Annotated in this window: 21 protein-coding genes; 13 read left to right on the forward strand and 8 right to left on the reverse strand. The window is 71.8% G+C overall.

Annotated features, from left to right (window positions below):
• On the forward strand, positions 1–221 hold a 221-nt coding region (locus KUM03_RS08240), incomplete at its 5' end, for a DUF485 domain-containing protein (RefSeq protein ID WP_217246365.1).
• Positions 218–1,828 (forward strand): cation acetate symporter, encoded by a 1,611-nt coding sequence (locus tag KUM03_RS08245; RefSeq protein ID WP_217246366.1) that lies wholly within the window; start codon positions 218–220, stop codon positions 1,826–1,828. The genes KUM03_RS08240 and KUM03_RS08245, both read left to right, overlap by 4 nt.
• A gap of 22 nt (positions 1,829–1,850) precedes the next feature.
• Here KUM03_RS08245 and KUM03_RS08250 read toward each other — a convergent pair whose 3' ends face one another.
• The 3 genes from KUM03_RS08250 to KUM03_RS08260 form a co-directional block, all read right to left on the reverse strand.
• Entirely contained in the window at positions 1,851–2,741 is an 891-nt protein-coding gene (locus KUM03_RS08250) for a cellulose-binding protein (protein WP_217246367.1), read from the reverse strand.
• A gap of 179 nt (positions 2,742–2,920) precedes the next feature.
• The gene (locus KUM03_RS08255; protein ID WP_217246368.1) at positions 2,921–5,572 is read right to left on the reverse strand and encodes an SUKH-4 family immunity protein; all 2,652 of its coding nucleotides are present in this window, start codon (positions 5,570–5,572) and stop codon (positions 2,921–2,923) included.
• Positions 5,573–5,579: 7 nt separating this feature from the next.
• Complete coding sequence (locus KUM03_RS08260; RefSeq protein WP_217246369.1) at positions 5,580–6,572, reverse strand: SMI1/KNR4 family protein; 993 nt, start codon at positions 6,570–6,572, stop codon at positions 5,580–5,582.
• A gap of 287 nt (positions 6,573–6,859) precedes the next feature.
• On the opposite strand from KUM03_RS08260, the gene KUM03_RS08265 reads away from it, so the two are divergent.
• On the forward strand, positions 6,860–7,402 hold the full coding sequence (locus KUM03_RS08265; protein ID WP_217246370.1) for a YwqJ-related putative deaminase: 543 nt from the start codon (positions 6,860–6,862) through the stop codon (positions 7,400–7,402).
• 95 nt (positions 7,403–7,497) lie between these two features.
• Positions 7,498–7,992: an SUKH-3 domain-containing protein gene (locus tag KUM03_RS08270; protein WP_217246371.1), complete on the forward strand. Its 495-nt coding sequence runs from the start codon at positions 7,498–7,500 to the stop codon at positions 7,990–7,992.
• A gap of 20 nt (positions 7,993–8,012) precedes the next feature.
• Here KUM03_RS08270 and KUM03_RS08275 read toward each other — a convergent pair whose 3' ends face one another.
• Entirely contained in the window at positions 8,013–9,338 is a 1,326-nt protein-coding gene (locus KUM03_RS08275; protein ID WP_217246372.1) for a sensor histidine kinase, read from the reverse strand.
• Between the two features lie 392 nt (positions 9,339–9,730).
• Here KUM03_RS08275 and glmU point away from each other — a divergent pair, with 392 nt between their 5' ends.
• The 5 genes from glmU to KUM03_RS08300 all read left to right on the forward strand — a co-directional run bounded on the left by glmU (position 9,731) and on the right by KUM03_RS08300 (position 14,342).
• Positions 9,731–11,179 carry a bifunctional UDP-N-acetylglucosamine diphosphorylase/glucosamine-1-phosphate N-acetyltransferase GlmU gene (gene glmU / locus KUM03_RS08280; protein ID WP_217246373.1) on the forward strand — a complete coding sequence of 483 codons (1,449 nt, stop codon included), beginning with the start codon at positions 9,731–9,733 and terminating at the stop codon, positions 11,177–11,179.
• Between the two features lie 131 nt (positions 11,180–11,310).
• Entirely contained in the window at positions 11,311–12,285 is a 975-nt protein-coding gene (locus tag KUM03_RS08285; RefSeq protein WP_073729275.1) for a ribose-phosphate diphosphokinase, read from the forward strand.
• A gap of 199 nt (positions 12,286–12,484) precedes the next feature.
• The gene (locus KUM03_RS08290; RefSeq protein WP_217246374.1) at positions 12,485–13,078 is read left to right on the forward strand and encodes a 50S ribosomal protein L25/general stress protein Ctc; all 594 of its coding nucleotides are present in this window, start codon (positions 12,485–12,487) and stop codon (positions 13,076–13,078) included.
• 96 nt (positions 13,079–13,174) lie between these two features.
• Positions 13,175–13,771: an aminoacyl-tRNA hydrolase gene (gene pth / locus KUM03_RS08295; protein WP_217246375.1), complete on the forward strand. Its 597-nt coding sequence runs from the start codon at positions 13,175–13,177 to the stop codon at positions 13,769–13,771.
• 64 nt (positions 13,772–13,835) lie between these two features.
• On the forward strand, positions 13,836–14,342 hold the full coding sequence (locus KUM03_RS08300; RefSeq protein ID WP_217246376.1) for a hypothetical protein: 507 nt from the start codon (positions 13,836–13,838) through the stop codon (positions 14,340–14,342).
• Between the two features lie 109 nt (positions 14,343–14,451).
• Here the strand turns inward: KUM03_RS08300 and ppc are convergent, their stop codons facing one another.
• Positions 14,452–17,187, reverse strand: a complete 2,736-nt coding sequence (gene ppc / locus KUM03_RS08305) for a phosphoenolpyruvate carboxylase (protein ID WP_217246377.1) — start codon at positions 17,185–17,187, stop codon at positions 14,452–14,454.
• 291 nt (positions 17,188–17,478) lie between these two features.
• Between ppc and KUM03_RS08310 the strand changes: the two genes are divergently transcribed.
• From KUM03_RS08310 to KUM03_RS08320, 3 genes are read left to right on the forward strand one after another with little or no spacing between them, the layout of a single operon-like run.
• Positions 17,479–18,498 (forward strand): fatty acid desaturase, encoded by a 1,020-nt coding sequence (locus KUM03_RS08310; protein WP_217246378.1) that lies wholly within the window; start codon positions 17,479–17,481, stop codon positions 18,496–18,498.
• Positions 18,495–19,172: a TetR/AcrR family transcriptional regulator gene (locus KUM03_RS08315; RefSeq protein ID WP_217246379.1), complete on the forward strand. Its 678-nt coding sequence runs from the start codon at positions 18,495–18,497 to the stop codon at positions 19,170–19,172. Before KUM03_RS08310 ends, KUM03_RS08315 begins: the two co-directional genes overlap by 4 nt.
• A gap of 23 nt (positions 19,173–19,195) precedes the next feature.
• The gene (locus KUM03_RS08320) at positions 19,196–20,371 is read left to right on the forward strand and encodes a CaiB/BaiF CoA-transferase family protein (protein WP_217246380.1); all 1,176 of its coding nucleotides are present in this window, start codon (positions 19,196–19,198) and stop codon (positions 20,369–20,371) included.
• A gap of 232 nt (positions 20,372–20,603) precedes the next feature.
• On the opposite strand, the gene KUM03_RS08325 is transcribed toward KUM03_RS08320, so the two are convergent.
• Positions 20,604–20,981, reverse strand: coding sequence for a VOC family protein (locus KUM03_RS08325; RefSeq protein ID WP_217246381.1), 378 nt, complete (start codon positions 20,979–20,981; stop codon positions 20,604–20,606).
• On the reverse strand, positions 20,978–21,799 hold the full coding sequence (locus KUM03_RS08330) for a trans-aconitate 2-methyltransferase (protein WP_217246382.1): 822 nt from the start codon (positions 21,797–21,799) through the stop codon (positions 20,978–20,980). The genes KUM03_RS08325 and KUM03_RS08330 overlap by 4 nt, the downstream gene beginning before the upstream one ends.
• Before the next feature lie 119 nt (positions 21,800–21,918).
• On the opposite strand from KUM03_RS08330, the gene tamR reads away from it, so the two are divergent.
• Positions 21,919–22,416 carry a MarR family transcriptional regulator TamR gene (gene tamR, locus KUM03_RS08335; protein WP_217246383.1) on the forward strand — a complete coding sequence of 166 codons (498 nt, stop codon included), beginning with the start codon at positions 21,919–21,921 and terminating at the stop codon, positions 22,414–22,416.
• Here the strand turns inward: tamR and KUM03_RS08340 are convergent.
• Positions 22,375–23,142 (reverse strand): response regulator transcription factor, encoded by a 768-nt coding sequence (locus KUM03_RS08340; RefSeq protein WP_217246384.1) that lies wholly within the window; start codon positions 23,140–23,142, stop codon positions 22,375–22,377. The genes tamR and KUM03_RS08340 overlap by 42 nt on opposite strands.
• Positions 23,143–23,366 lie beyond the last annotated feature (224 nt).

Raw genomic sequence — 23,366 nt, forward strand, 5'->3', positions numbered from 1 at the left:
CCCTGTTCCTGTTCCTGTCCGCTTACGCACCCGGCTTCATGACCGGGACCTCCCTCGCCGGCGGCCTGCCCACCGGACTGCTGCTCGCCCTGCTCCAACTCCCCGTCACCTGGCTGGCGATCGCGCTGTACGAGCACACCGCCCGCCGGCACGTCGACCCGCTCGCGGACCGCATCCGCAAGGAGGCCGAACTGGACGCCCGGCGGGGGGCGGGGCGATGACGGAGTTCAGCGGCAACGCCCAGACGATGGCCCTGGTCGGCTTCACCACCGTCGCCACCATCACTCTGCTGCTGTGCGTGATGACCGGCCCCGACCGGGACGACCTCGACGAGTTCTACACCGGCTACGGATCCCTGTCCCCCATGCGCAACGGCCTGGCGATCGCCGGCGACTACATCTCCGCGGCGACCGTCCTCGGCACCGGCGGCGTCATCGCGCTGTTCGGCTACGACGGTGTCGTACTGGCGCTCAGCACCGCCCTGTCGCTGATGCTGCTGATGTTCCTGCTGGCCGAACCCCTGCGCAACGCGGGCCGGTTCACCATGGGCGACGCACTCGCCCGCCGGATGCCCGGACGCGGCGTCCGCATCGCGGCCTGCGCGGTGACCATCGCCGCCCTGCTGCCCCTGATGCTGGTGCAGCTCGCGGGCACCGGCCAACTGCTCGCCTTCGTCCTCGGCTTCTCCGGCGAATCACTGGAGACCGGCTGCATCATCGGGCTGGGCGTGCTGATGATCAGCTACGCGGCGATCGGCGGCATGAAGGGCACCGCCCTCATCCAGATCCTCAAGATCCTGATGCTGCTCGGTTCGGGCGCCGTGATCGCCGTACTCATCCTCAACCGCTTCGACTGGGACCCGGGCGCGCTGTTCGACGCGGCGGCCGACAACAGCGGCGCGGGGCCGGCGTTCCTGAACTCGGGGCTCCAGTTCGCGGGCGGGCCCCACCCCGGGGCCGACATGATCACCTCGCAGCTGACCGTCGTCCTCGGCGGCGCCTGCCTCCCCCACGTCACCATGCGCATGTACACCGCGTCCTCCGCCCGCCAGGTGCGCCGCTCGATGTCCTGGGCGGTCTCCAGCGTGGCACTGTTCGTGCTGGTCATCACGGTGGTCGGCTTCGGTGCGACGGCGCTGGTGGGGCGGGCGGTCATCGCCGGGATCGACCCGCAGGGCAACACCGCCTACCTGCTGGGCTCCCAGGCCGCGTTCGGCGCCGAGGTCTCCACGGCGGAGACCTTCCTCTTCACGACCGTCACCACGGCCGTCTTCCTCACCCTGCTCGCCTCCGTCGGCGGCATGATCCTCGCCTGCGCCAACTCCCTGGCCCACGATGTCTTCGCCACCCGCGTGCAGGAACTGTCACCGCGCCGCGAGATGACCCTCGCCCGCCTGTCCGCCCTGGCCGTCGGCGTCCCCGCGATCGTGCTGGCCACCCTCGTCCAGCACCGCAGCCTCCAGCCGCTGGTCACCCTGTCCTTCTGCCTGGGCGCCTCGGCCATCGCCCCCGCCCTGGTCTACGGCCTCTTCTGGCGCCGCTACACCCGCGCCGGCCTGCTCAGCACCCTCATCGGCGGCTCGCTGGCCGTCCTGCTGCTGATGCCGGGCACCAACCTGGTCTCCGGCTCACCCGTCTCGGCGTTCCCCGACGCCGACTTCAACTGGTTCCCGTTCACCACGACCGGCCTGGTCTCCATCCCCCTCGGCTTCGCCTGCGGCTGGCTGGGCACCATGCTCTCCGGCCGGCGCAAGGCGGAGGAACAGCGCCGGCACTACGAGGCCGTGGAGGGCTGGATCCTGGCGGGCGCGGTCCGCAGAGGGGAGTGACGACGACACCGGCGGTGCGGCGTCACTCCACCGCCCGGCCCGTCAGCGAACTGAGGTTGCTGCGCACGGACGCCACGTGGGCCTGGAGTTCGTCCCACCGCTCCCCGTGCTCGTGCAGCACCCGCTCCGTCTCACGGGCGATCCACTCCTGACGGGCCCGGGCCCCGGCGACCGTCTCGGACGCCCGGACCCGGGCCTCCTCCTGCCACCGCACGGCGGCCTCCTCCGCCTCGGCCAGCTCCGCCCTCGCCTCGGACAACTCCCGCTCGGCGCGCGCCAACAGCTCCTCGTGGTGCGCGTCCGCGGCCCGCGACGCCTCCTGCCGCGCACGGTCCTGTGCGGCCGCCCGCTCGGCGTGCTCCCTGCTCTGCTCGGCCAGCATCCCGGTGGTCCGCTTCCGCATCTCACGCAGTGCGGCCAGCGCCTCCCCCCGCCCGGCCTTCACCTCGCGCCGTGCCGCGATCCGCACCTCGTCGGCCTCCGCCCGCGCCGCGAGCAGCCGCTGCCGGTGCCGCTCGTCGGCCTCCGCGCGTACGTCGTCGGCGTGCGCCTGCGCCGCCTCGCGCACCCCGGCCGCGTACGCCCGCGCTTGCTCCAGCAACCCGTCCGCCTCGGCCCGCGCCCCCTCCCGAACGGCCTCCGCCTCTTCCCGTCCGAGCCGGAACAGGGATCGCGCGCGCTCCCCGAGCGCCTCGTAGTCCTGCTGCGGCAGCCGCGCCACCACCTCCCGCAGCCGCTCCAGCTCCGCGCCCATCTCCCGGGCGAGCACGGTGAGCCGGGCGGCCCGCTCCCAGGCCGCGTCCCGCTCCTCGCAGAGGGCCGCGGTCAACTCCTCCACCTGTTCCGGACGGTAGCCGCGCTCGCGCCCGCGTACGGTCACGAAGCCGTGAGGGGACGCCGATGCGCTGGTCATGCTCATCACCCCTGTGGGGAACCTGCCGCGGTAAATGGACTTAACCGACTTTATGGATCGGACGTAAGCCCTCATAATGCGACACACCGGACCGGCCTCCGCGCACAAAAGGGGTGGGGCCCGGTCGCCTCACCGGCCGACCGGGCCCCACCCTCGCGTACGTCAGCTGCGCCGCAGCCTCACAGCAGCCCGTCCCACATCTGCTCCAGCAGCACCGACCACCAGCTCTCCGGCGACCCGAGCGCGGCCGGGTCCAGCGCGGCCAACTGCGCCTGGAAGTCCACCGTCCAGCGGCCCGCCTGCTCCTGGTTCAGACCGAACCTGAGCCGCCACATCCGGCCCAGCAGCGCCATACAGCGCGCGAACTCCGGCAGCCCCGTGTTCACGAACTGCGGCGGCACCGGAGCACCGCCCGGCCCCGCCTCCACCGGCACCGCCACGATGGCCGCCGTGCCGTACTGCACACAGATCGCCCGGCCGAAGTCACTGCCCACGACCAGGTACGAACCCGCGTCCGGGGCCGGCTGCACCCCGCGCTCCGCCGCCAGCTCCGCCAGCGTCGGCACCGGCCTCCCCGGCTGGGCCTGCGCCCAGAAGAACGGACCCATGTCCATCGGCAGACCCGCCGCCACCAGCGTGTGCGCCACCACCGGCGGCACTCCCTGCCGGGACACCGCGGCCTGCTCGAACCGGAACACACCCGGCCCGAAGGCCCCGGCCAGCTCCTGTCCGATCGCCTCCGGCGGAACGGGCGGCACCGGCTGCACCTGCGGCAACGGCGCCCGCACCGGCGCCGGACGGGCCGGCCCGTCGGCCACCTGGTGCAGCTCGCCCTGGTGCTCCAGCAGCTGCTGCATGCCCTGCTGCCGGCTCGCGTGATCCGTGCCGTACGGCGCGATGGAGGTGATCCGCGCCTGCGGCCACTGCTCCCGGATCATCCGCGCGCAGTAGGCGCCCGGCAACTCGCACGACTCCAGCTCCGTGTGCAGCTCCAGCACCTGGTCCGGCGGCACGTTCATGGCCCGCAGCTCGTGGAAGATCTGCCACTCCGGGTGCGGCGTACCCGGCGCCGAACGCCGGATCAGCTGCTGCTCGGAACCGTCCTGCGCGCGGTAGCGCAGCACGGCCTGGTAGCCGGGACCGACGGTCGGCATACCGGCCGGCGGCTGCGGATAGCCGTACGCCGGCGGCGCACCGGGCACCGGCCCGCCGGGCGGCGGCATCGCGCCGGGCGGCATGGGCTGCGCGGCGCCCGGAGCGCCGGGAACACCCGGAGCACCCGGAGGCGGCGGAGGCGTGCCGGGGCCGCCCGCCGGGGGCGCGGCCAGCACGGTCTGCGCATGGTGCACGGCACCGCCCGCGCCACCGGAGGAACCACCGGGCACACCGGGAGCCGCGGGAGGCGGCGGCGTACCAGGACCGCCCTGCGCACCCGGCACGCCGGGAGCGGCCGGAGGCGGCGGCGTACCAGGACCACCAGCCGTACCCGGAGCGCCCGGAGGACCAGGAGGTGCGGGCGGCTGCGGCGCCCCGCCGCCCGTGCGGCCCGGGTCGGCCAGCATCGTGGCGGCGTGATGCACCCCGCCCGGCGGCGTCCCCGGAGTACTGGGCGGGGGCGGCGTACCCGGCGCGCTCGGCGGAGGCGGCGTACCCGGCCCACCGGGCGCCCCCTGACCGGCCGGCGGCTGCGGCGCGTTCGGCGGTGGCGGCGTCCCGGGACCACCGCCCGGTCCCTCGGGACCGAGCGAGGACACCAGCTGCGTCGGCACATAGCCACCCGCCGGAGTGGCCGGCCCGCCCGGACCGGCGGGCGCCGAAGGCGGAGGCGTGGCACCCGGACGCGCGCCCGGCACACCCGGGGCACTCGGCGGAGGCGGCGTGGTCGAACCACCGCCGCGACGCGGCGGAGGGGTCGCCTTGCTGGTCGCGGCATCCGCGATGTCCCCGGCGTTCGGCACCGCCGGGCGGGCCGGCGTGGCGGACGCCCCCGGGCCGGCCGACGGCGTACCCGGCCCCGCGGACGAAGCCGACGCGTTCGGGTCGTCGATCGCCGGTGCCAGCGCCGTCGGCGGAAGCTGACTGCCGCCCGACATCAGCGCCGTCTTGGCGTCCGGCGTCGCCGAGGGCGGCGGGGTCCCCCCGTCGACATCGCTCAGCGGCGGCGCGAACACCGTCTCGGGCAACGGCACGGAACGATCCTCACCGGCATCGGCGTTGGTGTCCGTCCCCGCCCAGGGCGTCGCCCCGGCAGGCGCCCCGGGCGCACCGCCGTCTCCGGAAGCAGCCTCACCCGCACCGGCCGCAGGCCACCCCGCACCGCTCCCCTGCACGCCGGCCGAAGCCGCAGGAGCAACAGGAGCCGCAGGAGCCGCAGGAGCCGCAGGAGCAGAGGAAGCCGACGGCGCCCCACCCTGCGTACCGGCACCGGCGGTGTCGCGATCCCCCCGCCGATCCGGAATCCCCAGCTTGTCCGCCGCCTCCTGCAACCACTCCGGCGGACTCAGCAAGAACGACGTCTGATTCAGATCCACCCGCGCCGCGGGCGCCGGCACCGGCTCCGCCGCCTCCTCGGGACGGCCGTACTCCTCCTCGTACCGGCGGATCACCTCACCCACCGGCAGCGCGGGCCACAGCGTCGCCTCACCACTGTCCCGCGCGATCACCAGCCGCTGCGCACCCCCGTCCGAACGCGGCCCCTCCGCACGGTCCTCGGCCCACACCACGAACCCCAGGTCGAACTCCCGCACCCGCACCTCACGGTGCTGATACGCCGGCAGCTCGCCGTTGACCCACTCCTCCGCACGCTCCTGCGCCTGCGCGAACGTCACCATCGCCAGCTCACTCCCCTACCGACGCCGACGCGGGCACCGCACGCGCGAAACCGCCGTCCACCATCAGGTTCGCCACCGTCTCCAACTCCGGCGGAGAACCCGCCAGCCGCGACAGGAACGCGTCGAAATCCTCACCGCACGGCAACAGCAACCGCTCCACGCGCTCCGCCGGCGCCATCGACGGATCCACGTCCCGCACGTCGTCGTACGCGCAGAACCACACCGAACCGATCCGCTCGCCCTTCACCTTCACCGCGAGCAGACCACCCTGCACGAACGCGACGCCCAGATAGTCCTTCGTCAGGTGGTCCCGCAGACACTTGTTCACATAGACCAGGTCATTGACCGCCGCCTCCTCACGCACCGTGAAGAACGGCTGGTCCACCAGCAGCCCCAGTTCGGCGTCCAGCGCCGTACCCACCGGCGCACAGCCGCCCGCCGCCTTCAGGAACGACCGGTACGCACCCGGCAGCCGGTACCCGAGGTCCTCCTCGACCCCCTGCACCTGCTGCTCCGTCACCGCCACACCCGACTTCGGCAGCCCGAAATGCGCCGGACGCGTCTCCTGCAACGGCCGCGTACCACGCTTGCCCTGGTCCACCGCCGCCGTCGCGATCCCGCCGTGATGCCGCAGCAGCGCCTTCACCTCGACCGGCACCAGCTCCATCCGCCGCGACCCCGCCACGTGGTGCCACGTCCAGCCGTGCGGCGTCGCCACCGCCGGCACCGTGTCCCACAACTCGTGCCCCGACGCCGACAACGCCGCGTTCGCCGACACGTAGTCCGTCAACCGCAGCTCGTCGACCCCGAAACCCTCCGGCGGATCAGCGATCTCCGCCACCGCACGGGCATACGGCGAGAAGACGGGATAGCCACCCTCGTCCACCCGTACCCCTCTCGGGTGACGGGCCGCCCGCACCGGATCCGGGAAATGCACGACCTGCCCGGCATAGGCCGCGTTCGGCGGCGCGGCCGCTTGCCCGAGCCGACCTGTCGTCATGGCGGTTGCCCCCTGCGGCGTCTGTCTGATCTGCCTGATCTGTCTGTCTGCACTGTCTGGTCACCGCACGCGAAGGCGGTGCCGACAGCCTATGCGGTACGACGAGAGGGGTCACCGGCACCGGACCCCGTACCCGACACACACCCCTCCGCTTCCGTGACCAGACGTCACCCTCCCGTGACGGAACGCCCATAACCGGGCGTGTCACCACGCCCCAGCTTCCGCAGCAGCCACGCGATTTGGCACTCTGTGACCTTCGGGGGGATGCTCAGGAGGGGAAAATGATCATGAGTGCGACACGGACGGGCCCACAGACGGGACCCGACACCGGGCGATCCGACGACCCCCGAAGCGGCGACCCCCGCATCGGCTGGAGCAGCGCGGACACCCACCACGCACCCACCCTCCTGCACCGCCGCGACGGCATACTCCCCACCGTCGCCGCCGCCCTCTCCGTGCGCGGCACCACCCTCACCGGCACCGCCACCCGCGCCGACACACCCCCCGCCCTGCACCACCTCGTACAGGACTTCCTCGACACCCTCACCAGCGGCCAACGCGACCGCTACACCGGCCGCTGCGCCGAAACCATCCTCATCTCACGCCACCTCGCCACCGCCGACGCCGCCCGCAGCAAACGCGCCTCCCGCAAACCCATGACCAACGGCGAAGCCCGCAAAGCACTCAAACACGCCAAACTCACCACCCGCCGCATCCGCGAGGACGGCGACCCCCTCCACGGCGGCTTCGCCACCCCCTGCCGCGCCTGCACCGCCCTCAGCGCCCACTTCGGCGTCCGCATCGTCGACCCCACCACCGACGACGACTGACCCCGACGCCCGACGCCCGGCACCCACCCCGGCGACCGGGCGACCGGGCGACCGCACCCGCGCCGCACCACACACCCGAAACGAACCAAGGGCAGATGCAAGCCGACCGCACCTCCACCACCCGCTTCCCCGTCCCCGTCGACGCCGCCCTCCGCGACGCCGGCTGGCAACCCGGACGCTGGGACATCAAACAGGCCGAGATCTGGGCCGACACCCTGCGCGAACACACCTCACCCGCAGGACACCGCCACACCGTCTTCCCCGCCGCCGTAGAGGCCTGGGCCGAATTCGGCGGCCTCCACATCACCCCCACCGGACCCGGCCGCCACATCGCCCCCGCGGCCCTCCACCTCGACCCCCTCCACGGCCTCCACATGGCCCGCACCCTCGGCGACCTCGGCCGCGCCCTCGCCACCCAGGCCTGCCCCCTCGGCACCGAAACCGGCAGCCAGACCCTCCTCGCCATCGACACCGAAGGCCGCGTCTACGCCCTCGACCACACCGGCGACTGGTACCTCGGCCCCGACATCGACCAGGCCCTCGCCACCCTCGTCGCCGGCACCCAGCCCACCCGCCTCACCACGGGCTGACCGCCCCGCACACCCCGCCGCTACGAGGCCGCCGGAATCACCGCCGACACCCGAAAACCCCCCGCATCCGTCGGCCCCGACACGAACACACCCCCCAGAGCGGCCACCCGCTCCTTCATCCCCACCAGCCCGTTACCGCCCGACGGCAACCGCGCCCCCGGCTCCTCCGACGACCCCACCGGCGGCGGCTCGTTCTCCACCTGCATCGCGATCTCCGACACCCGATGCGCCAACCGCACATACGTCTTCGCACCCGCCGCATGCTTGTGCACGTTCGTCAACGCCTCCTGCACCACCCGGAACGCCGTCGACTCCACCACCGACGGATACGAACGCTCCTCCCCCTCCACCGACAGATCCACGACCATCCCGGCCGCCTCCGACTGCCCGATCAACTCGTCCAGCTCCGACAGACACGGCCCCTCACCCGACCGCTCACCGTCGTCCGCCGCCCGCGAAGCCGCCGCGGCCGCGGCCACCCCCACCGCCGCCAACGGCACCGCCGCCCGCTCCGCCCGCGCACCCTCCCCGCCACTGCGCAGCACCCCGAGCATCTCCCGCAGCTCCGTCAGCGCCTGCCGCCCCATGTCCCCCACCAGCGCGGCGTTCTTCACCGCCTTCTCCGGATCCTTCCGCGCCACCGCCTGCAACGCCGCCGCGTGCACCACCATCAGACTCACCCGGTGCGCGACCACGTCATGCATCTCCCGCGCGATCCGCGTCCGCTCCTCATTGCGCGCCCACTCAGCGCGCTCCTCCGCCCGCTCGGCCAGCAACTGAAGCTCCCGCTCCAGACTGTCCGCCCGCTCCCGCAGGCTCTCCATCAGCCGCCGCCGCTGCCCCACGTACAGGCCCAGCAGCAACGGCGGCGCGGTCATCCCCAAAGACGTCGCGATCGACGCGAACGGAAGGAACCAATCCCCCAGGTCCAGGCCGTCCGCCCGCATGTCCTGCCCCAGCCGCACGAACGTCACGATCAGCGTCCCCAGGAAGGTCATCCCGGCCAGCGCCCCGATGACCCGCCTCGGCAACTCCGACGCCGCCAGCGTGTAGAGGCCCACCACGCCCATCAGGAAACCCATCTCGGCCGGCGTGATGGCGATCGCCACCAGCACCACCGCGATCGGATACCTCCGCCGCACCACCAGCACCGAACCGGCCAACACCCCGAAGACGACCCCCGCCGCCAACGGAATCCCGGCATCCCGCGCGAACGGAACCCCCTCCGCCGCACACTCCAACGCGGACACGACACCGAGGCTCACATCGAGCACCGCACCGCGCCGCCTGCCCCACCACCAAGGCCCACCCCGGGCCGGTGCGTGGTCTTCCCCCGTCGTGGTCATGCCTCCAGCCTACGGGCGCGAGGCGCCCCATTTCCGGTGACTTTCGACAAACGATACGACGCGATATCCCTCGAACCGCGCGGGCGCCCCGCGATCAAAGTCCCAGAGAGCGCCGACCTGTACCGTCGCATCGAAGGCTCTTGGTACGGCATAGTGTTGGGTGCCGACTCGGCGACCTAACCGAATGTCCGGTTCAGCCGAGTTTGATCCCCCATGGTGTAATCAGGCAGCACTGAGGGTTTTGGTCCCTTAAGTTCAGGTTCAAATCCTGATGGGGGAGCTCTTGTTCGGGCCCTGACGCCACCGTCAGGGCCCGCACTCATACCCCCCACAAACCACCCCGGTATCCTGCGGATGTCCACCCCCACCCCCTCAAAGCCGAAGGGCATCCCGTGAGCGCCATTCGCCCGGCAGCCGTCGTCGTTCTCGCAGCGGGTGAGGGCACCCGTATGAAGTCGGCCACACCCAAGGTCCTCCACGAGCTGTGCGGCCGTTCCCTCGTCGGGCACGTGCTCGCCGCCGCCGGTGAGCTGGACCCCGAGAACCTGGTCGCCGTCGTCGGGCACGCCCGCGAGAAGGTCACCGCGCACCTCGCCGAGGTCGCCCCCGACGTCCGTACCGCCGTCCAGGAGCAGCAGAACGGCACCGGTCACGCGGTGCGGATGGGGCTGGAGGCACTGGGCGGTGCCGTGGACGGCACGGTCGTGGTCGTCTGCGGGGACACCCCCCTCCTGACCGGCGAGACGCTGCGGGCCCTCGCCGCCACCCACACCGCCGACGGGAACGCCGTGACCGTGCTGACGGCGGAGGTGCCGGACGCGACGGGGTACGGCCGGATCGTGCGGGACGGGGCTTCGGGTGCCGTGACGGCGATCGTGGAGCACAAGGACGCGTCCGAGTCGCAGCGGGCGATCCGGGAGATCAACTCGGGCGTCTTCGCGTTCGACGGGCAGCTGCTCGCGGACGCGCTCGGGAAGGTGCGGACGGACAACAGCCAGGGCGAGGAGTACCTCACCGACGTGCTCGGGATTCTGCGCGAGGCCGGTCACCGCGTCGGTGCGTCGGTCGCCGGTGACCACCGGGAGATCGCCGGGATCAACAACCGGGTGCAGCTGGCCGAGGCCCGCCGCATCCTCAACGACCGGTTGCTGACCCGGGCGATGCTGGCCGGCGTGACGGTGGTGGACCCGGCGACGACGTGGGTGGACGTGACGGTGACGTTCGAGCAGGACGTCGTCGTGCACCCGGGTACGCAGCTGCACGGTGCCACGCACCTCGCCGAGGGCTGTGAGGTCGGGCCGAACTCCCGGCTCACCGACACCCGCGTGGGTGCGGGCGCCCGCGTCGACAACACCGTTTCCCTCGGTGCCGATGTCGGTCCGGAGGCGACCGTCGGTCCGTTCGCGTATCTGCGTCCCGGGACCCGCCTCGGTCTCAAGTCGAAGGTCGGGACGTACGTCGAGACGAAGAACTCCTCGATCGGTGAGGGGACGAAGGTCCCGCACCTCTCCTACGTGGGTGACGCGACGATCGGTGAGTACACCAACATCGGTGCGGCGAGCGTGTTCGTGAACTACGACGGGCAGGACAAGCACCACACGACCATCGGGTCCCACTGCCGTACGGGTTCGGACAACATGTTTGTGGCTCCTGTCACGGTCGGGGACGGTGCTTACACCGCCGCCGGCTCGGTGATCACGAAGGATGTGCCGCCCGGTTCGCTGGCCGTGGCCCGTGGCCAGCAGCGGAATATCGAGGGTTGGGTGGCTCGTAAGCGTCCGGGGAGCGCGGCGGCGAAGGCGGCCGGGGCGGCGGCTCCGGAGGCCGGCGGCGAAGGCTGACCGGAAACCGGTGCGTCGAACTGGGCGTACCGTGATAAGTGCACATCCGCACCCCACCAGCTGAGACGCCCCCGCGGCCAGCGGGAGAGCGCCCATGACGCTCAGCTGCGAACCTCTGAGGAGAAAGTGCTGTGACCGGGATCAAGACGACCGGCGAGAAGAAGCTGATGTTCTTCTCCGGCCGCGCCCACCCCGAGCTTGCCGAGGAGGTCGCCCATCAGCTGGGTGTCGGGGTTGTCCCGACGAAGGCCTTCGACTTCGCCAACGGCGAGATCTATGTGCGTTATCAGGAGTCGGCGCGTGGTGCGGACTGTTTCCTGATCCAGAGCCACACGGCTCCGATCAACAAGTGGGTCATGGAGCAGCTGATCATGATCGACGCGTTGAAGCGTGCGTCGGCTCGCTCCATCACGGTCATCGTGCCGTTCTACGGTTACGCGCGGCAGGACAAGAAGCACCGGGGACGTGAACCGATCTCGGCGCGTCTGATCGCGGATCTGATGAAGACGGCGGGTGCGGACCGGATTCTGGCGGTGGATCTGCACACGGACCAGATCCAGGGCTTCTTCGACGGTCCGGTGGACCACCTGTTCGCGCTGCCGCTGCTGGCGGACTACGTGGGTGCGAAGGTGGACCGTTCGAAGCTGACGGTGGTGTCGCCGGACGCGGGCCGGGTGCGGGTGGCGGACCGTTGGTGCGACCGTCTGGGCGCGCCGCTGGCGATCGTGCACAAGCGGCGTGACAAGGACGTGGCGAACCAGGTCACGGTGCACGAGGTCGTGGGTGACGTGAAGGGGCGTATCTGCGTCCTGGTCGACGACATGATCGACACGGGTGGCACGATCTGCGCCGCGGCGGACGCGCTGTTCGCGCACGGTGCGGAGGACGTGATCGTGACGGCGACGCACGGTGTGCTGTCGGGTCCGGCGGCGGACCGGCTGAAGAATTCGAAGGTGAGTGAGTTCGTGTTCACGGACACGCTGCCGACGCCGTCGGAGCTGGAGCTGGACAAGATCACGGTGCTGTCGATCGCGCCGACGATCGCGCGTGCGGTGCGTGAGGTGTTCGAGGACGGTTCGGTGACGAGCCTGTTCGACGAGCAGTGAGCGTTCTGCAGTAACCGTTCTGCACAGCGCTGAGATCGTTTTGGGTGCGGCCTCCCTCTCCGAGTAGACTGCTGAAGTTGCTCGGCGAGGGAGGCCGTGCCCGTTTTCGGGTGTGGCTGTCCGTTATCGACGCGCTCTTCGTAGCAGGCCGTTCGTGGCCGGGTGACCACGTCCGTTTCTACCTCTACGAGGAGTGATCATGTCCGAGGTGAAGATCGCCGCCGCGACGCGCACCGAGTTCGGCAAGGGCGCTGCCCGCCGTATCCGTCGTGACGACAAGGTTCCCGGTGTCCTGTACGGCCACGGTTCCGACCCGCTGCACCTGACGCTGCCGGGTCACGAACTGCTGATGGCGCTGCGTACGCCGAACGTCCTGATCGCGCTGGACATCGACGGTGGCAAGACGAACGAGCTGGCGATCCCGAAGTCGGTCCAGCGTGACCCGATCAAGGGCTTCCTGGAGCACGTCGACCTGCAGCTGGTGACGCGCGGCGAGACCGTGACCGTCGAGATCCCGGTGCAGGCCGAGGGTGAGCTGGCCCCGGGCGGCTTCCTGCTGGAGTACGTCCTGGACGCGCTGCCGGTCGAGGCCGAGGCCACGCACATCCCGGAGCAGGTCGCCGTGTCGGTGGCGGGTCTGGAGGCCGGTGCCTCGATCCTGGCCAAGGACGTCAAGCTGCCGTCCGGTGTGAAGCTGGCCGTCGAGGACGACACCGTGGTGCTGCAGGTTCTGTCCGCGCAGGCGGAGGAGCCCGCGGCCGAGGGTGAGGGCGACGAGGCCGCCGAGGCCTGATCCTCTCCCTTACGGTCATTGTGTGGTCGGCCGCTGCTCCCGTGCGGGGGCGGCGGCCGACGCGTATGTGTGGACGGATGCGAAGGAGACAGGGACGTGACGACGGACGCGGGTGCGCCCTGGCTGGTGGCCGGTCTCGGCAATCCGGGCCCCGAGTACGCCGCGAACCGGCACAACGTCGGTTTCATGGTGGCGGATCTGCTGGCGGAGCGGATGGGGGCGCGGTTCAAGCGGCACGGCAAGGCGCAGGCTCAGGTGGTGGAGGGGCGGATCGGTCCTCCGGGGCCGGCGAACCGGCGGGTGATTCTGGCGAAGCCGATGTCGTTCATGAACGTGTCGGGCGGTCCGGTGACGGTGTTGCGGGACTTCTACAAGGTCCCGGTGGGCAACATCGTGGCGGTGCACGACGAGCTGGACATCGACTACGGGGTGCTGCGGCTGAAGCTGGGCGGCGGGGACAACGGGCACAACGGGCTGAAGTCGATCACGAAGTCGCTGGGGTCGGACTATCACCGGGTGCGGTTCGGGATCGGGCGGCCGCCGGGGCGGATGCCGGTGGCGGATTTCGTGCTGAAAGATTTCTCGTCGGCGGAGCGCAAGGAGCTGGACTACTTCGTGGACCGGGCGGCGGACGCGGTGGAGGCTCTGGTGATCGAGGGGCTGGAGCGGGCGCAGAGCACGTACAACTCGTGACTTGTCCGTGGATGGCACGCGGGTGAGTTGACCGGCCGTAGGGGCATGGCCAATTATCCCGGCCATGCCTGCCTCAGCCGTCGCCGCTGCACGTCCTCGTCCTCGTCGGGTCACTCACGTCGTCCTGAGGTTCGGGCGGGTCGCGGTGATGGGGACGGTGGCGGTGCTGCTGCTGATCGCCGGGGTGTGGGCGTCGTGGGGCAGTGCGCAGCACGTGATGCTGACCAAGGGGCGTGAGCAGGGGACCGTCGAGGTGACGCGGTGCGGCGACGGTGTGTGCAGCGGCTCGTACGCGCCGGTGTCGGCGGGGTCGCAGGCGCGGGACCGGGTGGTGCTGGAGGATTCGGTGGCCGTGGCGGAGGGGCGGACGTACTCCGTGGTGGTGAAGCCGGGCGGTGACGGCGTGGTGCGGTCGGGGCCGGCGGGGGTGCTGTACGCGTGGGTGCCGTTGGGCGGGGCGTTGCTGCTGGCGTCCGTGGTGGTGGCCGGTGGGTTGCGGCGGACTCGGGTGGCGTGGGGGATGGCGGGGGCCGGTGTGGTGTTGCTGACGGCGGCGTTCTTCGCGGTGTGAGTGTCACCGGCGTTCTTCGCGGTGTGAGTGCCGCCGTGTGTACGACGTGACGGTGCCCCGGGCTCTGGTGAGAGCCCGGGGCACCGTCGTTTTTCGGCCGTGGGGTTCGTCAGCCGGTGTTGCGGAGGCCCGCTGCCACGCCGTTGACGGTGAGCAGGAGGGCTCGGGCGAGGAGCGGGTCCGCGTCCTCGCCCGCGGCGGCGGCCTCGCGCTGGCGGCCGAGGAGCGCGACCTGGAGGTAGGAGATCGGGTCGAGGTAGGCGTCGCGGATGGTGAAGGTCTGCTTGAGGACGGGGTCGGCGTCGAGCAGTTCGTTCTCGCCGGTGACCCGCAGCACCTCGGCGACGGTGAGCTCGTGCTCGGTCTTGATCCGGTCGAAGACGTGCTTGAGCTCGTCGGGGACGAGGGTGTCGACGTAGTGCTGGGCGATGCGCAGGTCGGTCTTGGCGAGGGTCATCTCGACGTTGGAGATGAAGTTGCGGAAGAAGTGCCACTGCTGGTGCATCTCGTCGAGGACGGTGTCCAGGCCGGCCTCGCGCAGGGCCTTGAGGCCGGAGCCGACGCCGTACCAGCCGGGGACGATCTGCCGGGACTGGGTCCAGCCGAACACCCAGGGGATGGCGCGCAGTCCGTCGAGGGAGACGCCCGAGCCGGGGCGGCGGGAGGGCCGCGAGCCCAGGTGCAGGTCGGCGAGCTGGTCGACCGGCGTGGAGGCCAGGAAGTACGTAGGCAGGTCGGGGTCCTCGACCAGCTTGCGGTAGGCCGTGTGGGCGGCGTCGGAGACGACGTCCATGGCGGCGTCCCAGCGGGCGAGGGCCTCGTCGGACTGGCGGGGGGCGGTGTGCAGGGCGGAGGCCTGGAGGGTGGCCGCGACGGTCAGTTCCAGGTTCTCCCTGGCGAGCGCGGGGATGAGGTACTTGTCGGAGATGACCTCGCCCTGCTCGGTGACCTTGATCTCGCCTTCGAGGGTGCCCCAGGGCTGGGCGAGGATCGCGTCGTGGGTGGGGCCGCCGCCGCGGCCGACGGTGCCGCCGCGGCCGTGGAAGAGGCGCAGGCGTACGCCGTAGCGGTGGGCGACGTCGCGCAGGCGGCGCTGGGCGCGGTGGATCTCCCACTGGCTGGTGGTGATGCCGCCGAACTTGGAGGAGTCGGAGTAGCCGAGCATGACCTCCTGGACGTCGCCGCGCAGGGCGACCAGGCGCCGGTAGGAGGGGTCGGCGAGGAGGTCCTCGAGGATGGTGTCGGCGGCCTTGAGCTCGTCGGTGGTCTCCAGGAGCGGCACGATGCCGATCTTGGCCCAGCCGGCGTGCAGGTCGATGAGGCCCGCCTCCCGCGCCAGCACCGCCGCCGCGAAGACGTCGTCGGCGCCCTGGCACATGGAGATGATGTAGGACTCGATGACCTCGGGGCCGAAGACCGACAGGGCCCGCTTGACGGTCTGGAAGACGCCGAGGGTCTTCTCCCCGGCGGCGTCGACGGGTGCCGGGCTGGGCGCCAGCGGACGCCGGGACCGCAGCTCCTTGGCGAGGAGCTTGGCGCGGTACTCGCGGGGCATGTCGGCGTAGCGCCAGGATTCCTCGCCGAGCCGGTCGAAGAGCTGGCCGAGGGCGTGGTGGTGGGCGTCGGCGTGTTCGCGGACGTCCATGGTGGCGAGCTGGAGGCCGAAGGCGGCCAGCGTGCGGATGGTGCGGGCGAGGCGGCCGTCGGCGAAGAGTCCGCCGCGGTGCTCGCGCAGGGAGGTCTGGACGATGCGCAGGTCGTCGAGGAGCTGTGCGGTGCCGAGGTAGTCGTGGCCGTCCTCGTGGGGGGTGCCCTTGGCGAGGCGCTGCTTGGTGTTCTCGAGCTTCTGCCGGATGCAGGTGGCCTTGAGCCGGTAGGGCTCCTCGGCGTTGAGGCGCTTGTAGCGGGGGCTGATCTCGGGCAGCCGCTCCAGGTCGGCCTGGAGGGAGGTGAGGAGTTCCTCCGTGGCACCCGCGTAGCGGATGGAGTTGGAGAGGAAGCCGCGCAGTTCGTCGATCATCTCCAGGGCGTCGTTGATGCCGTGTTCGTGCTGGAGGATGAGGACGTCCCAGGTGACCTGGGGGGTGACGTTGGGGTTGCCGTCGCGGTCGCCGCCGATCCAGGTGCCGAAGGTGAGCGGGCGGGTGTCGTCGGGGAGCTTGACGCCGGCGCGTTCCAGTTCGGCGGTCAGGTCCTCCAGGACGTCGCCGACGGCGCCCGCGTGCAGCTCGTCGAGGTAGTAGATGGCGTTGCGGGCCTCGTCGGCGGGCTCGGGGCGGACGACGCGCAGCTCGTCGGTCTGCCACACCAGGTCGATGTTCTCGGCGAGGCGGGTGTCGAGGCGGCGGCGGTCGGACTCGTTGACCGGGGTGTCGAGGAGGGCGGCGATGCGGCGCAGCTTGTTGAGGACGGAGCGGCGGGCGGCCTCGGTGGGGTGCGCGGTGAAGACGGGGCGCACGTTGAGGTTGCGGACCGTCTCCTGGAGGTGCTCGGGGTCGGCGTCCTTCAGCCGGTCGGCCGTACGGGCGAGGAGTCCGCCCTCGGCGGCTCGCTTGGCGCCGAGTTCGCGGCCGCGGTGGACCTGCTCGGTGACGTTGGCGAGGTGGAAGTAGGTGGAGAAGGCGCGTACCAGCTTGGCGGCGGTCTCCAGTTCGGTGCCGCGCAGCAGCTCGGCGGCGGCCTCGCCGTCCTCTCGGGTGAGTCGGCGGACCTTCTCGACGAGGTCCAGCAGCTCGGGGCCTTCCTGCCGTACGAGGGTCTCTCCGAGGAGGTCACCCAGCCGGCGGATGTCGGCGCGCAGTTCGCTGCTGGTCGTCGTGGTGGTCTGGTCGTCGGCACTGCTCACAGGTGCGGCTCCTTGCAGTGTTGAAGCTCGTCTGGGAGGGAACCCGGACGGCGTCTCGCGCGGCGGGCGCCGCTTACGGAGCCGGACGTCCGGGAAGTATTCCGAGCGGACCGCGCTGTCCGACCGACTCCCAGGATAGGTGTCGGCCAGGACGCGCAGGTTCTCGGGCTCTTGCCGCGGGGCGACGCACTGCCATACTTACGTCGCCGTAGGTTACGGAACCGTAGGAAAGTGTGCATGGTTCTGGCAGCCCGGCACCGGACACCACCCTCGACCCCACAGGGGACGCGCATGACCTCGAGTTCCGATGTGATCGCAGACGCTCCGAAGCCCCCTGAGCCGCCCGATGGCGGCTTGGCCCCTTCCGCGACGCTGGGGGGTGAGCAGAAGCGGTCCATCGAGCAGATCACGCTGTTGTTGTTCATCACCGTTCCGTTCCTGGCGCTGGTGGCGGCGGTGCCGCTGGCGTGGGGGTGGGGGGTGAGCTGGCTGGACCTGGGGCTGCTGGTCTTCTTCTACTTCCTGGGCTGCCACGGCATCACCATCGGCTTCCACCGTCACTTCACGCACGGCTCCTTCAAGGCGAAGCGGCCGCTGAAGATCGCGTTGGCGATCGCGGGGTCGATGGCGGTGGAGGGGCCGCTGGTGCGCTGGGTGGCGGACCACCGCAAGCACCACAAGTTCTCCGACGACGAGGGCGATCCGCATTCGCCGTGGCGGTACGGCGAGACGGTGCCGGCGCTGATCAAGGGCCTGTGGTGGGCGCACATCGCGTGGATGTTCGACGAGGAGCAGACGCCGCAGGAGAAGTACGCCCCGGATCTGATCAAGGACCCGGCGCTGCGCGCGATCTCCCGCCAGTTCATCCTGTGGACGGTCGTGTCGCTGGCCCTCCCGGCGCTGATCGGCGGTCTGGTCACGATGTCGTGGTGGGGGGCGTTCACCGGCTTCTTCTGGGGTTCACTCGTCCGGGTGGCCCTGTTGCACCACGTGACGTGGTCGATCAACTCGATCTGCCACGCGGTCGGCAAGCGTCCGTTCAAGTCGCGGGACCGTTCGGGCAACGTGTGGTGGCTGGCGGTCCTGTCCTGCGGTGAGTCCTGGCACAACCTGCACCACGCCGACCCGACGTCGGCGCGGCACGGTGTGATGCGCGGCCAGCTGGACTCGTCGGCGCGGCTGATCCGCTGGTTCGAGCAGTTGGGCTGGGCGTACGACGTGCGGTGGCCGTCACGCTCGCGTATCGATTCCCGCCGCAACACGGACCAAGATTCGTCCCGGCGCCGGAAGGAAACCGTCGAGGCGGCATGATGGTCGCTGTGGCGACCGACTCCAGCAGCACCCCGAACAACGAGAAGCCGCGGCGCGCGCGTCGCACCCGGATGACCGGTGCCGAGCGCCGCCAGCAGCTGCTGGAGATCGGTCGCACCCTCTTCGCGGCGAAGGGCTTCGAGGGCACGTCGGTGGAGGAGATCGCGGCGAAGGCCGGGGTCTCCAAGCCGGTGGTGTACGAGCACTTCGGCGGCAAGGAGGGGCTGTACGCGGTGGTGGTGGACCGCGAGATGCGGCGTCTGCTGGACATGGTGACCAGCTCCCTGACCGCGGGCCATCCGCGGGAGCTGTGCGAGCAGGCGGCCTTCGCCCTCCTGGACTACATCGAGGAGTACACGGACGGCTTCCGCATCCTGGTCCGCGACTCCCCCATCCCGCAGTCGACGGGCTCGTTCGCCTCCCTCATCTCGGACATCGCCACCCAGGTGGAGGACATCCTGGGCCGTGAGTTCAAGAGCCGCGGTTTCGACGCGAAGCTGGCCCCGCTGTACGCGCAGGCGCTGGTCGGCATGGTGGCGCTGACCGGGCAGTGGTGGCTGGACGTGCGCAAGCCGAAGAAGGCGGAGGTGGCGGCGCACCTGGTGAACCTGGCGTGGCACGGGCTGGACGGTCTGGAGCCGAAGCCGCGCCTGATAGGGCACCGGAAGAACTAGGACCGTACGGGGAGCCGGAGCCCATGCAGCCGCTGCGCGGAATCACCGTCGTCTCGCTCGAACAGGCGGTCGCCGCCCCCTACGCCAGCCGTCAGCTCGCCGATCTCGGCGCGCGGGTGATCAAGGTGGAGCGGCCGGGGACGGGTGACTTCGCCCGCGCCTACGACACCCGGGTGAAGGGCTTGAGCTCGCACTTCGTGTGGGTGAACCGCAACAAGGAGTCCGTGACCCTCGACATCAAGGACTCGCGGGGCATGGCGGTGCTGCGCCGCCTGATCGCGGGCGCGGACGTGTTCCTGCAGAACCTGGCGCCGGGTGCGGCGGCCCGCGCGGGGCTCGTTGCGGAGGAACTGCGGGAGCGGCACCCGTCGCTGATCGTGTGCGACGTCTCCGGCTACGGCTCCCCGGGCCCGTACGAGGGCCGCAAGGCGTACGACCTGATGGTGCAGGCCGAGTCGGGGCTGCTGTCGGTGACGGGCACACCGGACGAGATGGCGAAGGTGGGCGTCTCGGTGTCGGACATCGCCGCCGGGATGTACGCGTACAGCTCGATCCTCGCGGCGCTGCTGGAGCGCGGGCGCACGGGCCGGGGCACGCATCTGGACGTGTCGATGCTGGAGGCCACCGTGGAGTGGATGGGCTTCCCGCTGTACTACGCCTTCGACGGCGCCGAGCCGCCGCCGCGGGCCGGTGCCGCGCACGCGACGATCCACCCGTACGGCCCCTTCACGGCGGGTGACGGGAAGACCGTCATGATGGCGATCCAGAACGAGCGCGAGTGGCAGGGCTTCTGTACGCGGTTCCTGGGCCGCCCGGAGCTGGCCGAGCACCCGCGGTTCGCCACCAACGCGGACCGCAACGCGCACCGCGAGGAGCTGGGCGAGCTGATCGCGGCCCGGTTCGCGGAACTGACGGCTGCGGAGGCGATCGAGCTGCTCGGCGTGGTGCCGGTGGCGAACGCGCGGGTGAACACGCTCGCCGAGGTGTGGGACCACCCGCAGCTGGCCGCGCGGGCACGCCGGCACGAGGTGCCCACGCCGGCCGGTCCGGTGCCGGCGTTCGCGCCGCCGGGCCCGACGGGGGCGGCGCCCCGCATGGAGGCGGTCCCGGCGCTGGGCGAGCACACCCGCGCCGTCCTCGGCGAGCTGGGCCTGTCCGGGGAGGAGATCGACGCGCTGGTCGCGGCGGGGGTGGCGTGAGCGCCGACGGCCGGGGCCGGTGCGGGCGCGCCGACGGCCGGGGCCGGTGCGGGCGCGCCGACGGCCGGGGCCGGTGCGGGCGCGCCGACGGCCGGGACTGGTGCGTGAGCGCCGCCGCCCGGGACTGGTGCGTGAGCGCCGCCGCCCGGGACTGGTGCGTGAGCGCCGCCGCCCGGGACTGGTGCGGGCGCGCCGACGGTCGGGACTGGTGCGGGCGCGCCGACGGTCGGCGTCACGGCTCCCTCGGTGGGTCCGGCTCCAGGAACTCCAGGCGGTTGCCCACGGGGTCCGCGCAGTAGAAGCGCCGGTGGCCGGGCAGGTCGTCGTCCCAGGTCACGGGTGTGCCGTGGGCCTCCAGCCGGGCGGCGTACGCGTCGATCCCGGTGACGCGGAGCCCGGGGTGGGCCTTGCGGGCGGGCCGGAAGCCGGTCGTCTCGATGCCCAGGTGGAGCTGGACCGTTCCCGTCCGGAACCAGCAGCCGCCGCGGGCGGCGAGCGCGGGCGGCTTGGGGATCTCGGTCAGGCCGAGGTCACCGGCGTAGAAGGCGCGCAGTGCCTCCTCGGTGCCGGGCGGGGCGGCGAGCTGGACGTGGTCGAGGGCGGTGATCACCGGTCGGCCGGCTTCCGGGCGACGGCGAAGATCCGGCGGAAGGGGAACGGGGTCCCGTGCGGGCCCGGCGGGTAGGCGGCGCGCAGGACGGTGCGGTACTCCTCGACGAAGGCGTCGCGGGCCTCGGGGTCGTCGTCGAGGGCGGTGAGTACGGGCCGCAGTCCCGTCCCCTTCACCCAGTCCAGTACGGGGTCCTCGCCGGGCAGCAGGTGGACGTACGTCGTCTCCCACACGTCGGCGGTGCAGCCGGCGGCACTCAGGTGGGCGAGGTAGGCCTCGGGGGTGAGGACGGCGTCGTCGTGGCGGAGGGTGCCGGCGAGGCGGTGGCGCCAGCGCGGGGAGTGGGCGAGTTCGCGCATCAGGCGGTGGCTGGGGGCGGCGAAGTTGCCGGGGACCTGGAAGGCGAGGACGCCGCCGGGGGCGAGGCCCGCGATCCAGTCGGGGAACCGCTGCGCGTGGCCGGGGACCCACTGGAGGGTGGCGTTGCTGATGACGAGGTCGTGGGGTTCGGCGGGGGTCCAGGTGCGGGCGTCGGCGGAGGCGAAGTCGACGTGGCCGCCGTCGGAGGTGTCCCCGGCGTGTTGTCGGGCCCGTTCCAGCATCTCGGCGGAGTTGTCGTAGCCGGTGATGCGGGCGGTGGGCCAGCGGTCGGCGAGCAGGGCGGTGACGTTGCCGGGGCCGCAGCCGAGGTCGGCGATGCGGGGCGCGGGCGCGGGGAGGTCGGGGACGCGGGCGAGGAGGTCGGTGAAGGGGCGGGCGCGAGGGCCGGCGTGGCGCAGGTACTGGGCAGGGTCCCAGGTGGGAGCGGTGGCGGGCATGGAGCCTCCAGGGGCTGGCTGTCCGGGCCGGGTACCCAGCGTCACCCCACCATTATCTCGACGTCAAGACAGTTGACATCAAGAGACTTCACGTCGACACAACCACTACACTGATCGTCATGGAGGACGAGGTCGATCGGCTGGTCGCAGCGTGGCGCCGGGAGCGCCCGGACCTCGACGTGGAACCGCTCGAGGTACTGAGCCGGGTCAGCAGGCTCGCCCGGCACCTGGACCGCGCCCGCCGCCTCGCCTTCTCCGAGCACAATCTCGAGCCGTGGGAGTTCGACGTCCTGACGGCGCTGCGCCGCGCGGGCACCCCGTACCAGCTCTCCCCGGGCCAGCTCCTCACCCAGACCCTGGTCACCTCCGGCACGATGACCAACCGCATCGACCGCCTCGCCAAGAAGGGCCTGGTGGAACGCCTGCCCGACCCCAGCGACCGGCGCGGTGTGCTGGTCCGGCTCACGGACGAGGGCCGGGACCGCGCCGACCAGTCCCTGGCAGGCCTGCTGGCGCAGGAGCGCGCGATCCTGGCCGAGCTCTCCCGCACCCAGCGCGGCGAACTGGCGGGCCTGCTACGCCAGCTGACCGCCCCGTTCGACAACATCCCCGGTTAGGTCCGCCGGTCCCACCCCGGCCCGCCGCGCCAGCGCGACGGCGGCGAGGGTGGAGTGCACGCCCAGCTTCCCCAGTACGTTCTGCATGTGCGTCCGCACGGTGTGCGGGGACAGGTACAGCCGCTCGGCGACCGCCTTGCGCCCGAGCCCGGCGACCATGCAGCGCAGCACCTCGCGCTCCCGCGGGGTCAGCGACTCCACCAGCCGCTCGCTCTCGGTGCGGTGCTTGCGGGCGGCGGTCAGCTCGCGCAGGACGCCGGTGAGCAGCGCGGGCGGCAGATGCGTCTCGTCCCGCAGCACACCCCGGATCACACTGAGCAGCCGCGACAGCGAGCAGTCCTTCGCCACCCAACCCGATGCCCCGGCCCCCAGCGCGAGGGCCGCCCGCCGGGGATCGTCCTTCTCGGCGAGGACGACGATCCGCACGCCAGGCTGCCCCGACCGCACCCCGGTGACCAGGGAGATCCCGTCGACCAGCCCCTCCTCGTTGCCCTCCCGTACCGGCACGGCGGGCCGCGCGCCGGGCACATGTCCGCCCAGGTCGGCGTCGACGAGCAGTACGTCGTACCTCCGCCCCTCGGACGCGGCCCGCTCCAGGCAGCGCAGCGCGGCCGGGCCGCTGCCGGCCGCGGAGACCTCCACGTCGGGCTCGGCCGCCAGCGCGGCGGCGAGCGACTCGGCGAAGATGCGATGGTCGTCGACGACCAGGACACGGATACGAACCACGAAACCCCCTCCCCCAGGCTCCTGACGGAGCAGGGGAACCCATCGTCTGTCCAGCCACGGAACGCGGAGGACGACACCGGGACGGGTCGTCGCAGCCACACGGCCGCCGCCGTGCAGTGACCGCCACCCCCGCCCCGGGCGCCGTACCCGGTTGTCTCGCCCCCTGAACGGCACCGGCCCCCACCGGTGCTGTTCATCAGAGTACGGACGGGCGCCGGGAGCGG

Source organism: Streptomyces sp. AC602_WCS936 (genome assembly GCF_019049125.1).
In the GTDB taxonomy this organism is placed as follows: Bacteria; Actinomycetota; Actinomycetes; order Streptomycetales; family Streptomycetaceae; genus Streptomyces.

Excerpts from the sequence above, each read along its gene's own strand:
- KUM03_RS08245 (WP_217246366.1), top strand. The coding sequence starts at position 218 with ATGACGGAGTTCAGCGGCAACGCCCAGACGATGGCCCTGGTCGGCTTC.
- KUM03_RS08250 (WP_217246367.1), bottom strand. The coding sequence starts at position 2,741 with ATGACCAGCGCATCGGCGTCCCCTCACGGCTTCGTGACCGTACGCGGG.
- KUM03_RS08255 (WP_217246368.1), bottom strand. The coding sequence starts at position 5,572 with ATGGTGACGTTCGCGCAGGCGCAGGAGCGTGCGGAGGAGTGGGTCAAC.
- KUM03_RS08260 (WP_217246369.1), bottom strand. The coding sequence starts at position 6,572 with ATGACGACAGGTCGGCTCGGGCAAGCGGCCGCGCCGCCGAACGCGGCC.
- KUM03_RS08265 (WP_217246370.1), top strand. The coding sequence starts at position 6,860 with ATGAGTGCGACACGGACGGGCCCACAGACGGGACCCGACACCGGGCGA.
- KUM03_RS08270 (WP_217246371.1), top strand. The coding sequence starts at position 7,498 with ATGCAAGCCGACCGCACCTCCACCACCCGCTTCCCCGTCCCCGTCGAC.
- KUM03_RS08275 (WP_217246372.1), bottom strand. The coding sequence starts at position 9,338 with ATGACCACGACGGGGGAAGACCACGCACCGGCCCGGGGTGGGCCTTGG.
- KUM03_RS08290 (WP_217246374.1), top strand. The coding sequence starts at position 12,485 with ATGTCCGAGGTGAAGATCGCCGCCGCGACGCGCACCGAGTTCGGCAAG.
- KUM03_RS08300 (WP_217246376.1), top strand. The coding sequence starts at position 13,836 with ATGCCTGCCTCAGCCGTCGCCGCTGCACGTCCTCGTCCTCGTCGGGTC.
- KUM03_RS08310 (WP_217246378.1), top strand. The coding sequence starts at position 17,479 with ATGACCTCGAGTTCCGATGTGATCGCAGACGCTCCGAAGCCCCCTGAG.
- KUM03_RS08315 (WP_217246379.1), top strand. The coding sequence starts at position 18,495 with ATGATGGTCGCTGTGGCGACCGACTCCAGCAGCACCCCGAACAACGAG.
- KUM03_RS08320 (WP_217246380.1), top strand. The coding sequence starts at position 19,196 with ATGCAGCCGCTGCGCGGAATCACCGTCGTCTCGCTCGAACAGGCGGTC.
- KUM03_RS08330 (WP_217246382.1), bottom strand. The coding sequence starts at position 21,799 with ATGCCCGCCACCGCTCCCACCTGGGACCCTGCCCAGTACCTGCGCCAC.
- tamR (WP_217246383.1), top strand. The coding sequence starts at position 21,919 with ATGGAGGACGAGGTCGATCGGCTGGTCGCAGCGTGGCGCCGGGAGCGC.